This is a genomic window from Trinickia sp. EG282A, from assembly GCF_040965455.1.
In the GTDB taxonomy this organism is placed as follows: Bacteria; Pseudomonadota; Gammaproteobacteria; order Burkholderiales; family Burkholderiaceae; genus Trinickia; species Trinickia symbiotica.
In genome coordinates this window covers 1,289,278-1,303,918 of record NZ_JBFRCC010000001.1, presented here as the reverse complement: position 1 = coordinate 1,303,918, position 14,641 = coordinate 1,289,278, and the positions used below count along the sequence as shown (strand labels likewise).

At 62.0% G+C, this 14,641-nt stretch carries 10 protein-coding genes; 2 read left to right on the top strand and 8 right to left on the bottom strand.

Annotation, left to right across the window (positions count from 1 at the left end; genetic code table 11):
• Positions 1-5: 5 nt before the first annotated feature.
• From AB4Y31_RS06000 to AB4Y31_RS05990, 3 genes are read right to left on the bottom strand one after another with little or no spacing between them, the layout of a single operon-like run.
• Entirely contained in the window at positions 6-2,369 is a 2,364-nt protein-coding gene (locus AB4Y31_RS06000) for a xanthine dehydrogenase family protein molybdopterin-binding subunit (protein WP_368673113.1), read from the bottom strand.
• Between the two features lie 12 nt (positions 2,370-2,381).
• The gene (locus tag AB4Y31_RS05995) at positions 2,382-2,840 is read right to left on the bottom strand and encodes a (2Fe-2S)-binding protein (protein ID WP_368673112.1); all 459 of its coding nucleotides are present in this window, start codon (positions 2,838-2,840) and stop codon (positions 2,382-2,384) included.
• A gap of 14 nt (positions 2,841-2,854) precedes the next feature.
• Complete coding sequence (locus AB4Y31_RS05990; protein WP_368673111.1) at positions 2,855-3,721, bottom strand: xanthine dehydrogenase family protein subunit M; 867 nt, start codon at positions 3,719-3,721, stop codon at positions 2,855-2,857.
• Between the two features lie 350 nt (positions 3,722-4,071).
• Between AB4Y31_RS05990 and AB4Y31_RS05985 the strand changes: the two genes are divergently transcribed.
• Complete coding sequence (locus AB4Y31_RS05985) at positions 4,072-5,052, top strand: AraC family transcriptional regulator (protein ID WP_368673110.1); 981 nt, start codon at positions 4,072-4,074, stop codon at positions 5,050-5,052.
• Between the two features lie 201 nt (positions 5,053-5,253).
• Positions 5,254-6,645, top strand: coding sequence for a PLP-dependent aminotransferase family protein (locus AB4Y31_RS05980; RefSeq protein WP_368673109.1), 1,392 nt, complete (start codon positions 5,254-5,256; stop codon positions 6,643-6,645).
• Here the strand turns inward: AB4Y31_RS05980 and AB4Y31_RS05975 are convergent.
• The 5 genes from AB4Y31_RS05975 to AB4Y31_RS05955 form a co-directional block, all read right to left on the bottom strand.
• A complete protein-coding gene (locus AB4Y31_RS05975) occupies positions 6,600-7,889 on the bottom strand; it encodes a PAS domain-containing protein (RefSeq protein ID WP_368673108.1) in 1,290 nt (429 codons plus the stop codon). The genes AB4Y31_RS05980 and AB4Y31_RS05975 overlap by 46 nt on opposite strands.
• Before the next feature lie 78 nt (positions 7,890-7,967).
• Positions 7,968-9,104 carry a porin gene (locus tag AB4Y31_RS05970; protein ID WP_368673107.1) on the bottom strand — a complete coding sequence of 379 codons (1,137 nt, stop codon included), beginning with the start codon at positions 9,102-9,104 and terminating at the stop codon, positions 7,968-7,970.
• 89 nt (positions 9,105-9,193) lie between these two features.
• Positions 9,194-10,558 (bottom strand): cytosine permease, encoded by a 1,365-nt coding sequence (locus AB4Y31_RS05965; RefSeq protein WP_368673106.1) that lies wholly within the window; start codon positions 10,556-10,558, stop codon positions 9,194-9,196.
• Between the two features lie 142 nt (positions 10,559-10,700).
• Positions 10,701-12,791, bottom strand: a complete 2,091-nt coding sequence (locus AB4Y31_RS05960) for a hydantoinase/oxoprolinase family protein (RefSeq protein ID WP_368673105.1) — start codon at positions 12,789-12,791, stop codon at positions 10,701-10,703.
• A gap of 10 nt (positions 12,792-12,801) precedes the next feature.
• Positions 12,802-14,568 carry a hydantoinase B/oxoprolinase family protein gene (locus AB4Y31_RS05955; protein WP_368673104.1) on the bottom strand — a complete coding sequence of 589 codons (1,767 nt, stop codon included), beginning with the start codon at positions 14,566-14,568 and terminating at the stop codon, positions 12,802-12,804.
• Positions 14,569-14,641 lie beyond the last annotated feature (73 nt).

The window sequence follows — 14,641 nt, the reverse complement described above, 5'->3', positions numbered from 1 at the left end:
CGTGGCTACGCACATTTGGGTTTAGCGAGGACGTTGTCGGACCATGCTTCGCGAATGTGCGGAAAGCGTGGCTGGGAATCCTCTTCGAGCATCATCTGGAGCACACGCGGCGGCGTCAACGGCAATTCGTAAACGCTCTTGCCCGTGGCATCCGAAACCGCGCAAGCGATAGCGGCGGCCACATTGAGGATTGGAACCTCGCCGGCCCCCTTGACACCCAACGGTCCGATCGAAGGCGCACCTTCGTGGAGGTGGATGTCCACCGGCACAACATCCTGCGCAAGCGGGACACGGAATGTATCGAGCCCGTTCTGGCGAACACGCCCTTGCTCGTCGAGCGTGATCTCCTCATGGAGCGCATACCCGAGGCCTTGTACCACACCGCCCTGGATCTGGCCGGCGATCGCACGAGGATTGAGTGCGCGCCCAACATCCTGAACGACCGTATACGAGAGTAGTTCGACATGTCCGGTGTCGGCGTCCACGGCGATCTCGCAATCGTGAACGGCGAAGACGGGAATATCGATCGCATCGATGAAATGCCCCGCCGCGCAGCCGGGCATTGCCGCGACGCCCGGCTTCGTGAACGAGCCGGTGCCGGCTAGCGGCCCAACGGTTTTGTGCGCGTGCTCCACCACTTTCGAGAGGGTGACACCCGAACCGTTTGCGCCGACGATCTCGACTCGCCCGTTCCGAAGAACCAGGTCATCGGCACCCACCTCGAGCATCTCCGAGGCGACGTCGAGCAGCTTCTTGCGAACCTCGACGCTTGCCGCGAGGCTGGCAGCGCCGAGGGCGACAGTTTGCCGGCCTCCGCCGATACCGACATCATATCCGGCCGCATCGGTATCGGCCGCGCGTACGATGACGTTTTCGGGCTTGATCCCAAGCGTATGTGCGACGATCTGCGGAAGCGATTGCATCATCGATCCCGATCCGATCTCGACGCCGGATGTGACGAGCGTCGCGCTGCCGTCGGCATTGACGTTGACCGTTGCCGCCGAAGGGCCGACGAAGATGAACCATGTGCCGACCACCGTCGCGCGTCCATAGAGACGACCATCGGCCAGATGACGCTTCGAGCCCCGATCCTTGATGACGTTCGACATCTTGTCGAGCATAGGACCCAGGACATCGCCCTGGAAGACCTGCCCTGTCGATCCGAGATCGCCATTGCCGAGCACGTTGCGCCGGCGAAATCCGAAGCGGTCCATGCCGATCTCGGCGCAAATCTCGTCGGTGTGACGCTCGAGCGCAAAGGTGTTGTACACGCCGTTGCAGGCGCGGAACGCGCCGTTGGGCGGCGTGTTCGTATAGACGGCACGCGTGGAGATCCGCACGGAACGGAGCCGATAATTTCCGCCGAGCGTGTGCGCGGTCATCGTCGTCAGGAAGATCTGCTCTCCGCCGTACGCGCCGCAATCCATCAGCACGACCGCCTCGCGTCCAACGATCTCTCCTTCGCGCGTCACGGCGGACCGGATCCGTATCTCTGCGTTCTCGCGGCACAAGCAGATCTGCATCTCCTCTTGACGGGTGTTGACGATGCGCACGGGTCTTCCAGTCACACGAGCAAGCAATGCCGCGAACGGCTCGAGCGCGCAGTCGAACTTGAGACCGAACGCGCCACCCACGGGCGGCACCGTCACGCGAACCTGGCTCGGGGGAACGCCCAGCACGCGCGCCGTCGTATTGCGGACCGTCCATGGAACCTGCGTCGACGTTTCAATATGGAAACGCCCGTCCTCGTAGCTTGCCACCACTGCGCGCGGCTCGAACGACAGATGGTTCTGGCGGCCCACACGGAACGTCGTGTCGACGATGCGAACGTCGGGACGCGCAAAAGCGGCCTCCGTATCGCCGCGAACGACGGTCGCTTCCCAGGCGATGTTGCCGGCGCGCTCGCTGCCCTCGAAAAGTACTTCGTAGTCCTTCCAATTCGGGTGGACAAGGGGCGCGTCATCGGCCAGCGCTTCTTCCATCGTCAGCACGGCGGGCAATGGCTCCCATTGCACGATGATGGCTTCGGCGGCGTCGCGCGCCTGCTCGAGCGTGTCCGCGGCGACCGCCGCAATCGGCTCTCCGAGAAAGCGAATTTGGTCCGTGGCGAACAATTGCTCGTCGGCGATGCCAATGCCGTGACGGTTCGGCGCGTCCTCGCCGGTCACGATCGCGCGCACGCCTGGCATCGTGCGGGCGCGCGTCAGGTCGATGCCTGTGATACGCGCCGACGCGACTGTCGAGCGCAGTACGAAGCCATGCAGCATCCCGGGGCGTACCCGGTCGATCGTATACTGCGTGCGGCCCTGCAATTTGTCTCGGGCATCGCGCCTAGGGAGGTTCGACACCGCGGTTGTCGGGTCTGACATATCGGAGATCCCCTATTTGGCCGCCGCGAGCGACACGGCTGCGTCGATGATGCGCTCGTAGCCTGTGCACCGGCATATGTTTCCACTCAACGCTGATCGAATCTCCTCACGCGTGGCGCCAGGCAGACGCGCCAACACGCCGGTGAGCGCCATCACCATGCCGGGAAAGCACATTCCGCACTGCACGGCATCGTGTTCTTCGAGCGCCGCCTGCAGCGCGGATAGCTGCCCGCCTGCGGCCAGCGATTCGACCGTCACGACTTCCCGCTCGCCGAGCGCCCCGATCGGCGTCAGACACGAGGCCGTCGGCTTGCCGTCGACGAGCACCGTGCATGCGCCGCAAAAGCCTTCCCGGCATACCGGCTTGACCCCGGTCAGATAAAGTTCGTCTCGCAGCACATCGATGAGCGGCGTAAGCGAGCCGCCGCGCGCCGTGCATGATTCGCCATTGACCTTTAAGGAAATCGCCAATTTGTCCTCCCGCGTTAGGTCCGAAGTTGTGTCTGGATGTCGGCGACGGCGCGAGAAAGAAGCGTCGGCAGCACTTGCAGGCGGTACCAGCCCGGCGCTTCCACACCCTCTCGGCCTTTGAAGACCTGCGCGTGGCGCGTGGCGAGCAGCTTCGAGTGCTGCGCATCCAACGGGCGTCCGACGAGTTCACTCTCCAACTCGAACCATCTCCGTGCTTTGTCTTCAACGGAGCCGACCGCGACCATCGCGTTGCTCACAGACCCGTTGGAAGCGACGTCCAGCGCGACGCTGACGATTGCAACGGGGTAATCTCCGGCCTTGCGCAACGGGAGCCTCGCATGCGCCGAACGATACGCGCGCTTCGGTATCGAGACACAGCGGACGATGGTGCCCGGCTCGAGCGACGCCCTCGTCTCGAGGAACGCTTCCATCGACATCCGTTTCGATCCGTTCTCGGATGCCAGTTCGACCTCGGCAGAAAGACTCATCAACGCTGGCACAAGATCGGCCGCGGCAAAATCGGTCGCGGACAGGTTGCCGCCGATCGTCGCGGCGCCGCGCACGGCGGGGTTCGCCGATTTGCCGGCCGCGTCGGTCAACGCCCGGAAGCCTGGTATGGCGGCGAACTGCAATACCAACTGATCATGAGTCACGCACGCGCCGATGCTGAACTCTCGGTCCGTGCTCCTGATGGCCCTGAGCTCGTCGATCGCGGCGAGCGATACATACGCCCTCTTGAGCGTTTCTCGACGAATCGGCGCCCGCATAATCCACGTTGCACCGGCCAGCGGCGCGCCGCCGTCGCCATAGTCGCGCAAAGCAGCGACCGCTTCTTCGACCGTTCCGGCTAGATGTAGGTGGGGGTCAAGCTTCGAGGCCATTCGGCTGTGTCCTTTCATCAACGTTCGCATTGCAAGACGAATCCGCAAATGGGCTCGCATGGCCGAGTCCGAGACCGCGGTATCCGAGAGTAAGAGTCGCAAATTCCAGCCACCAGATACATCCGAGCGCCCGCACTCGCGCACTGTGCGGCCATCGGGAGCAGCACACCAGCCTCGAGTTTTCGCTCGCTTCGGTAAACGCTTCATTCGATATCCGGCGAATACCCTTGTTGCTCAGGCTATTTCGGCGATGTAGAGTCAGGCCGCAGCTGCTTTATTGGCGTCAAGACATCACCTCTTGCTGCTCCGCAGACCTGCAGTGATCAGTCCGTCGTAAGGGGTACGCGAGCATGCGGAATCAGACCGGCAAGCCAACGCCGATCGCACCGGTTGTCCGGCAGACTTGCACCTATGAAGTGCCGGCTTATCTACAGCGCGAACGCACCGCTCACGAGTGGGCCGACATCATCGAGATCAATTACTTCCCGATGGACGTCAAGATCGGGCCGGATTTTCGTGGCGGATCGATCGAGAGAATCGATGCGGGCGGAATCCGCGCGTGCACGTTGTACTGCGATCCGATGGTGACGCAGCGCCATCGCTCACATGCGAATGCGGAAGCCGACGAGTTTTACGTCATCGAAATGCCGCAACTGAGCCCGGTGCTGATCACTCAGCGCGGCCGAGAGGCTTTCGTCGAACCGGGAAACTTCACGATCGTCAACGGTGCCGAGGCCTATCTGTTCGAGAATCCGGAGCACCTCTGCTTACGGACGCTGCGTATCCCGTGCCGATCGCTGCGCTCGAGGTTGCCTGGCGTCGATGACTGCGTCGCGACGCTCGCTTCCGCCAACCAGCCCTGTACGGCGCTCTTTCTCGATTTCGCCGCGTCCTACTTCAGGCATGCGCCTGCGTTGCCGGCGGAGATCAATGCGCGGATCGAGCAGCAGCTGCTCGACCTGCTGATACTCGCGCTCACCGATGAAAGATCGAGCCCGAACGAGACGTCAGTCCGTAGCGGTCACAGGCTTCGCGCGATGAGATTCATCGAGCAACGGTTTTCCGATCCTGCATTACAGCCCGCAGACGTCGCGAGCGCGATCGGCGTGTCGGAGCGGTATCTGCAGAAGATTTTCTCCGAGAATGGAGAAACGCTGACGGCAGTCATTCGAAGCCGGCGACTGACCGAAGCGAAACGGCTCCTCGCCAATAGAAGGCAAAACAGACTCAGCGTGACGCAAATCGCCATGATCGTCGGATTCTCCGATCCGGCTTATTTCAGCCGCGTCTTTCGACAGGACGCCGGCTTGGCGCCCATCGACTACCAATAGTCGGCGTTCAGCGGCCAAAGCCGCCCTTGTCCAAAAGTTTGGACGCTCACGGACAAGCCCGATTCTTTTCAGCTTCGTAAAGTAGCGGCATTGGCGGCCATCGTCATGGAGACCAGGCGTGCGCCGTGCCTTCACGAGCGCTGCCCGTCAGACTCACCACTACAGCCAAGCTCAGTTACAGCAAAGTAGAGGATCGGTACCGTGCTTTCGTTGTCTGCTGACCCGACAAAGTCCCTGACGCAAAGGATCATTGAGCATTTTCATCGGTTGATTGCGGAAGGCAAGCTCCAATCCGGCATGAAGGTGCCTTCGATTCGCAGCTTCGCCGAATCGCATGGCGTCAGCGTCTCAACCGTTGTCGACGCCTATGACCGTCTCGTCGCCGACGGGTCTCTCGTTCCGCGCCAGAACTCCGGGTTTTTCGTCCGAAGCTTCCAGCACGCGTCTTATCTGAACCCCGAGACGGTTGCCAACGAGAATACCTCTTTCGACTCTCTCTGGATGCTGAACCGGATATGGCAAAACCATTCGGCCGAAATCAATCCAGGGTGTGGCTGGCTGCCGCCGCGTTGGCTCGACGAGGAAGGATTGCGCCGCACCCTCCGGAACATGGCACTGAATTCGGCAGGCTCGATGACCGGCTACGGCATACCGAAAGGCTACTTGCCGCTGCGGTGGAAGATCTCCGATTGTCTCAATCAGCAGGAGATATATTGCCCACCGGAACAGGTGCTCATGACGAGCGGTGCCGCGCATGCGCTGAGCCTGCTCATTCATCATCTGATCAAGCCCGGCGACACCGTGTTCGTCGACTCTCCCGGCTACAGCCTGCTCTTCGCGCATCTGAAGCGGATCGGAGTCGATATCGTCGGAGTGCCGCTGACACCGACCGGACCGGACCTCGCCACCTTCACGGAACTACTCGCAAAGCATCAGCCGAAAGCGTACTTCACGAATCCGCGCCTTCACAACCCGACCGGGATCTCCTGTTCGCCCGCCACGGCGCATAAGGTCCTGCAACTCGCGGCCAAGCATGACTTCCTCATCGTCGAGGACGACGTCTGCGCCGACATCGACGCGTCGGCGCGCCGACCGCTCGCGAGCCTCGATCAGCTCGAACGCGTGATCTACGTCGGCAGTTTCTCGAAGACCATATCACCGAGCCTGCGCGTCGGGTACATCGCTGCGCATCCGGACCTCATCGAGGACCTGGCGCAATTGAAAATGGCAATGGGCTTGACGAGCTCCGAGATAGGCGAGCGCATCGTCTACCAGGTGCTCATCGACGGACGCCATCGCAAGCATCTGAAAGGCTTACGTGAGCAGCTTGCTAACGCGCAATGCAGCGCGCGGCAAAAACTCGCCGAGGCGGGCCTGGTCATGTTCAACCAGACCCCGGAGGGAATCTTCGTATGGGCCCGACATCCGCGTTACGAAGACTCACGCACCCTTTCGAGCCGTGCGCTCGACAAGGACATCTATCTGGCGCCAGGGCATCTTTTCACTCACCACGAAGCGCCAACTCCCTGGCTGCGGTTCAACGTGAGTTACTGCGACAACAACGCACTCTTCGAATTCCTTGCCGCCGCGTGAGTGGACTGACTCGAATTTGACCGGGCACGTTGTCGGCGATCGAGCTCCGACTGGATTTTCATGGCTGCTTCGGTCGCCTCGCGCGTACGGGTGGATAGCAGCCGAACCTCGCCCGCGATCACCGAGAAGCCCCGGCCCGACGCGCCGGCTCGCGCTGCTTCGACGGCTGCGTTCAGCGCAACGAGGTTCGTCTGGCGCGCGATGTCGCGTATCGTGGACACGATTTCGCCGATCTCCTTGATGCTTTCGAGCATGCTTGCCTTCAGCGCCTCCTCCGCGGCGGCAAGCTGTTGCGCAATCTTCGACGCATGGATGTCCGTCATGACACCCACTGTCCGCAACGGCAAACCGCGCTCATCGCGAAGCGTCTGGCCGCGCGATCGGACCCAGCGGTATTCGTCGTTCTTGCAACGCAGCCGATATTCGACGTCATAACCGGTACGCCCGGAGCGATCGGACAAATGCTCGATGAAGGCTTTCCCCGCTTGTTCGGCATCGTCCGGATGAAGCCGGGATGTCCAGCTCTCCGCGACATCGGGAAACTCCTCGACCGTCGAAAAGCCGAGCAGCCGCCTGACCTGATCCGACCACCACAGGACGTTCTTTGGATTGAGCGGATCGCCCGCAATGATCTCGACATCCCATATGCCGTCGACCAGCAGTTCCCGCGATAGTTCGAAGCGGGCGCGTACCTTCTCGAGTTCGCGCTGGTGTCGCGCGGCTTCTTCGGTATCGGTAAGCGTGCCGACGATCGTGACGCCGTGCGGCGTGTGCCCATCGCCGGGCCACTCGTAGCGCCCGGCGATGTGCATCTCGTACCATCGATAGCCGCCGCGCCGATGCTTGGCACGGTGCGCCACCGTCGCCGCCGCATCGGCACCGCCGCGCGCCGCCCGCCGCAGCGCGTTCGACAACGCGGGCTGATCGTCGGGATGCACGCAAGCAAGCCACGCATCGAAAGCGGGCCCGAGCTCGCCCCCGCCGTATCCCAACAGCTCGCAAAACCGTTCGGACCACGAGCTTAAAGCCCGGCCGACGGGTACTGCATCGTCGTGCAGATGAATCTCCCACCACCCGCAACGCATCGCGCGCTCGACCGCATCGAGCCGAACGATGAGTGCGGCGTTCTCCCGCTCGAGCTCGTCGGCCTGTTCTCGCAACGTCGAGACACTCGCGATGAGCGCGTCCTGGTGACTTTCTTCCTTCGTCGGCGCCGTCCCGTTGCGCTGGCCGAACCATTTCATCAGCTTTCTCCGAGAAACATCGATGCGAAGCGCAACGCAGGCGTGCCGAAACACGCATGCGCCAAGCTTCGCCCGACGTCAGAACGAATGCGTGATCCCGAGCCGGGTCGCGAGCTGCCGGTTCGAGCTCGACGGGTTGAATCCGGCTATCTGTGCGACCGGCGCGTCGCCGGAGGCTTTCTGGCCGGCCACCATCGCGTAGACCGATGTCCGCTTCGAGAGCGCATATTGCGCGAGCAAATTGAGCTGTTCGTACTTCGGCGACGTATCGGTCCGATCGTCGTGGCCGACCGTGTACGTGAACCCGCCAGCGACGACGAGCGCAGGCGTCAACTGATACGACCCGGACAGTTCGTAGTTCTGGAACGTCAGGTTGGCGCCGCCCGACCTCGGCCGAAATACGGTGTTCGAAAAGTCCGTCGATACTTTGAATGCGCCGAGCTTGTACGACGCGCCGACGGCGAGCACGGATTGGCTGCGCGCGGCGGCCAGCGCATCGCCATAGACGGCATTGGCAAAGCCGCCGCCCGACACGTAGCCTGCGACAGCCGTCGACGGATCGTTGATATGCAGGTACCCGACCGCCGCACTGACCTGCGAGCCGGCATACGCCACCGCGGCGCTGTAGGTGGAGTTCGTCGAGAACTGTCCGGCTACGCCGCCCGGCGAGTAATGGCCTTCGACCGTCACGCCGCCGAACGTCGGACTCACATACTTGATGGCGTTCGGCACTGAGAACCCATTGTCGAGGTTGTCCATATCGTTCGGGTGCGCGAAATACCAACCGCCATATTGGCCGTTGAGCGTAAAGGCCTCGAGCTGATCGACGTTTGCGTCCCACTGCCGGCCGAACGTGACCGTACCGAACTGCTTCGAAGACAGACCGACGTAAGCGTTGCGCGAAAACGCGAGGCCACCGCCGAGCGCACCGTTTGCGGCGTCGAAGCCGCTTTCCAGCCGGAACACCGTTCGCAGGCCACCGCCGAGGTCTTCGCCGCCGAGAAGCCCCCAGCGGCTTCCGAGCGGCACGCCGCTTTGCATCTGGAAGAGCCGGCCGCCGCTTCCCGCTATGGCGGTCCCGTTCGACGCCTTGCTCACATTACTTGCATAGTCGATGCCGAGATCGACGATACCGTACAACGTCACCGTGCTTTGCGCACGCGCACCCAAAGACATCAGGGCGAGCGTTGCCCCTACCATTGCTGCTTTTTTCATTACCGGATTCCTCTTCTGTCGTCGTTTTGCGCGCTGCGACGGGCGCGCGGTTTTTTGTGGAGCAGTTGATCAGGCCGCCGCAAGGCGGCTCATTCGCTTGCGACCAGTTCGCGAACGAACGACCGCTTGCTCGCGAGCGAAAGCCCGATGCGATAGATGATTGCGGAAGCCACGGCTGCCGCGGGCGCGGAGAACGTTGCCGTCGTGCCGCCCGCTTCGAGCAAGGCGATGCCAAGCGCCGACGACGCGAGCCAGGCAACGAGGCCACACGGATTGAACGCAACGACGCGCTCCGAGCGATACTCGATCTGCTTGCCGAAAATCGCCTCGTAGTGCGGGGAGACGATATGCATGACGGCGATGCCGACCCATGCGACGACGAAAATGCCCTGGAACGCCAACGCCTGGAGGATGAAGCTGAAGACGTTCGTCAGCATCAGGAAATAGACGATCACGCCCGCCACCACCGACCAGAAGAACTTGGGCAGATGAAGACCGAATACGGCGGTGAAGAACGAATGCATATTCGTCGAGGCCAGATAGAAATTGGCCGTATTGATCCGCGTCTGGCTGACCCAGACGAACAGCAGTCCGGCGAATCCCATCAGCTTCAACAACGCGAAGACGACCGATACTTCGCTGAGCGCTCCGCTTCCCGCCAACGTGCTCGCGAGAAAAATTCCGGCAATGCCGTTGATGACGAACGTGAACGTATAGAAGGACCACCCGAAGTTGAAATTCTCGTGGTAGCGCGTGTCCGACTGGCGTCCGAAGCGGGCGTAATCCCAGGTGTACATCATCATGATCCATACACCCATGAACGCGGTGAAGCAATTCCACCAGCCGTACGTCGGAGCACCGCCCGTCGGGCCAAGATGGATCCACGCCGTATGGTCTCCGCCGCTCATGAGCGCCAGAACAACGGCTGCGATCAGGCCGAGCAGATAGAAAGGAAGCAGCGCCCCGTTGAACTTGTCGAGCCACGTCTGCACGCTGCCGAAAACGAGCAAGACGCTGTAGACGACGACGATCAGGTACGCCAGCTTCACCGATATCGCCGGGAAATAGGCGTTGATGGCGACCGCAATGACCGATCCCTCGAAGAGCGCGTAGTAAATCGCCGTCGCGAAGAAAATCAATGTCGCCAACGCGGCTCCGACGCTGCCGAACAACACGCGTGAAAAGAGCGCCACCGACAAACCGTTGGAAACCACGTATCGGACGATGACCTTGTTGATCAAGCTATAGACCACGACGGACAGTCCAAGCCCGATCAACGTGTTGACCGTACCGAAATTGATCGCGAGCGTCGCCGACACCACGAGCCAGAACATGGCGCTGCAGGTCGCCCACCATGCCATCGTCAAAGACAACTTCGACATCCTTGCAGTTGCCGGAACGGCGCTCGTCGAATAACCGTCGTCCGAGCCGTCCTGTATAGCATTCAGTTCCATTTGCGCTCCCACGTAACGAATAAAAATCGGCTCACATCGATGCAACGTCGATGGCGAGCCAATGAGGACTCCTAATCGATCAACTTCGGCCGCCGACGCATCGGCCGATTTGCGTCGGCGTGGTCTCCCTTGTTATCCGGAATCAGCTTTCGTCGGTCAGGACGTAAGCGCCTGTCTGGTCCAGCCGTGCACGCCAGCCGGGCGGCAGCACGATGGACGTCGTGATTTCCTCGATGACGGCGGGACCGACGATCAGGTCGCCCGCACCGAGGCGCGTGCCGTCATAGACAGGCGACGACAGCGTTTCGATATCGTGGCCGTTGGCGAAAATCATTTCCCGGCGTGCCTTGACCACGACCTCGGGATCGCCGACGCCAGGCGGGATCGCCTGAGCAGGCGGCTGATCGAGCACGCCGTACACCGTGCTCTCGATATTGACGATCTCTACCTGGCTGTCGGGCTCGGCGTACGTATAAAGCGCCTTGTGACGCGCGTCGAACATCTCGCGGATACCGTCGATGGTATCGGCGCCCACGTTCATGGAGCCGATGGTCACCGAGCATTCGTGGACTTGCCCCGTGTAACGCATATCGAGCTGGCGCTCGATGCGGATTCGGTCGCGCGCAAAGCCCTCCTTCGCGAGGGCCGCCACGGCATCGGCTTCGAGCCGCTCGAACTGTTGTTGAACGCGGCCCAGATTGGCATGCTTGTCGACACGCATCGGGCAAGCCGCCATATAGTTGTATTTCACGTCGGACAGCAACTGCCCGAATGCGCATAGGCCCGAGGCCAGCTTCGGCACAAGGACGGTCTTCACGCCGATCTCGCGCGCCAGCGCGGCAATGTGCAAAGAGGTGGCACCGCCCGCCGCGATCAGCACGAAGTCGCGCGGGTCATATCCACGCTCGATCGACACACGGCGAATGCCGTTGATCATATTGACGTTGACGATGTTGTAGATGCCGTATGCCGCCTTGCCGACGGAAAGGCCAAGGGGCTTTGCAATCTTCGTTTCGATCGCCGTCCGCGAGGCCTGACCGTCGATCTTGACGCGTCCGCCGAGCAGCGAGACCGGGTTGAGGTAGCCGAGCGCCACGTTCGCATCCGTCACGGTGGGCTCTTGCCCTCCGCGCATATAGCAGGCCGGCCCCGGCACGGCACCCGCGCTCTGCGGGCCCACTTTGAGGAGCCCCATCGAGTCGATCCACGCGATGGAACCGCCTCCCGCGCCGAGCGTCTCGACCTGAATCATCGGCGTGCCGATCCGGTAGCGCAGGAAATCGATGTCCTTGTTGACGTTCGTCACGCCCTCCTTCGTCAGCGTGATGTCGAACGACGTGCCGCCCATATCGACCGTGATCAGGTTGCGGTAGCCGAACGGCTTCGCAACGAACAAGGCAGCCTGCGGCGCCGATGCCGGGCCCGAGTTGATGGCGTTGACGGCGCGCGCGCTCATCACCTTCGGCGAAGCCATTCCCCCATTGGATTGATAGAAACGCACCGGCGCCTTCAGGCCGTTGTCCAGGTAGAAGTTCTCGATCCGGCTGACATATCGGCCGAGCACCGGCCCCAGATACGCATTGACGACCGCCGTCGACGTTCGCGTGTACTCGCGCATCTGCGGAAACACTTCGAGACCCACGGACACGTAAACGTCGGGAAGCAGCTCGCGAACGATTTCGGCCGCCCGTCTCTCATGCACGCCGTTCGAGACCGACCAAACGAACGAGACCGCCACGGCCTGCACGCCTTGTGCTCTGAAGAACTCACAGGCCTCCCGAACGTCGTCCTCGTTCATCGGGGTATGAATGGTGCCGTCGGCAAGCACCCGCTCGCGAATCGGCCGGCGCAAGTAGCGCTCGACCAGCATCGCCGCAGGCGGATACTTGGCGTCATAGCGATGCCCCTCCTCCTTGTGCCCGAGACGGATTTCGAGCGAATCCTCGTGACCCGAGGTGCAGATCAGACCGGTTTTGACGCCCTTTAGCTGAATGAGTGCGTTCAACGCCACGGTGGTGCCGTTCACGCATAAATCGAGGTTCGACAATATCTCGCTGACCGGCTTGTCGAGCGCTTCCGAGATTTGCGCGAGGCCGTCGGCGATCGCGCGCGTACCATCCTCCGGCGTCGACGTTGCCTTGAAGAGGCGCATCTGGCCCGCTCCATCGGCGAGGACAAAATCAGTGAAGGTGCCGCCCGCATCCACACCAAGGCGGTATCGTGTGCTCGTCATTTGGTTGGCCTCATTGATGTTGGGATGATTGGCGCTCGGCGCGCAATGCCTCGGTTGCCGCGAAGTCGATCTCGAGGCTTTCCGCATCGATGACCACACCGTATTCGGCACGAGCGGCTTCGATCGATACGATTCCGTTGCGCACGTCGCCCGCCACGCTGTGCGGCTGGCGACGCAGCGGCGAACCCCAGCCGCCTCCGCCCGGATTGAAGGTGGCGAGCGAATAACCGTCGCGCACCGTCATCACGGCGTTTTGCTTGTAGGTCTCGATAACCTTGCCGTGACGCTTGAGCTCGACGCGCCCGAGCTTGCGCTCCGGCATCGCGCTCGTGGCTTCGTTCGCGCCTATCGCGGGGAGCTTGCGGCCTTCGCCGAAGCTGACAACCGTCATCTCGTGTCCGATCGGCTCGACCTCCCAGACCGTGCCGCTGCCGCCGCGATATTCGCCGGCCCCCGCGCTGTCGGTGACGAGCCCGAAACGATGAATGACGATCGGATAGGAATATTCGAGCGTTTCGATGTCGCCCGAATAGAGCGCGCCGAAGCAGCATTGCGGCCCGCACGCGTGCCATCCGTCCATGTAACCCGTCGCGCCTGCGCCCGAGATCAGCGATGCGAGGACCATCGTGACGTACTCGTCGCCCGTGCGCTGATCGTGGCCCGCGATGTTGACGCCGCTCGAATGGCCCCAGGACCCGACGGCGCGCTCGCCTTGCGCTTTTTCGAGCGCGAGACGCACGGCGTCGGCGAGCGTTTCCATCGGTGTCGTCGTGCAGTTGACGTGCGGCGCGGGCTCCTCGGCGTTGCAGAGCGTACCCTTCGGGCCGAGATCCACGCTGACGCATCGATAGAGGCCTTCGTTGTACGGCGGATCGAGCTGAGCGAACATCATGAGGCCCAGGTAGACGCCCGACATCGAATTGCCTTCATAGGAATTGATGAAATAAGGAATCTGCGGCGGGCTCTCGATCTTGATGTGACACGTATCGGCCTTGATCTCGACTGTCGCCTTGATTTCGATCTCGCCGTAGCCATGCCCGGAATCTTCGAGCCTGGCGCTCGCTTCGTAGACGCCGTCCGGTACCGCGTGGATGATCTGGCGCATATGGCGGTCCGCCATCTCCATGAGTTCGTCCACGCACGCACGGACCGTCTCCACACCGTATTTGTCGAGCAGCGCGATCAGGTTACGAGCACCGACGTTGACAGCGCCGAGCTGCGCCTTGAGGTCGCCCTCCTGGTCGCGGCGCGAGCGCATGTTGCTCAACATGAAGTTGACGACGTCGTACCGCTCGACGCCCTTGTCCCATAGCTTGACGGGAGGGATGCGCAGGCCTTCGGCATAGATCTCGCGCGCGTCGGGGTTGTATCCCGCGGGGACCGGGCCGCCGATGTCGGTGACGTGCCCCTTGCAGACGGTCCAGAAGACGAGCTCGCCGTTGTAGAACACCGGCTTGTACATGCAGCAGTCGACGATGTGGCTGCCTTTGTAGACTGGGTCGTTGTGGTAGACGATATCGCCGTCGCGGATATCCTCTCCAAAGAAGCGGGCGACCTCTTTCATCGCGGGAATAAGGCCGCCGAGGTGGATCGGAATGTCCTGCCCCTGCAGGATCATCTCAGGGCGACCGTTGAAAATGGCATTGCTGTAATCGTGTGCGACATTGAACACACTCGACCGAGCAGTCTTCTCCAGCGTCATGGTCATTTCGCGCTGAGTGGTCTCCAGCACCCCTCGCACGACGGCCAGCGTAATCGGATCGACATCTCGTGACATCACGTTCTCCGGTTGATCGTCTTCGTTCGTCGGGCCGCACGGCTTGCGTAGCCCAGTTCGATGTCAAGCAGGT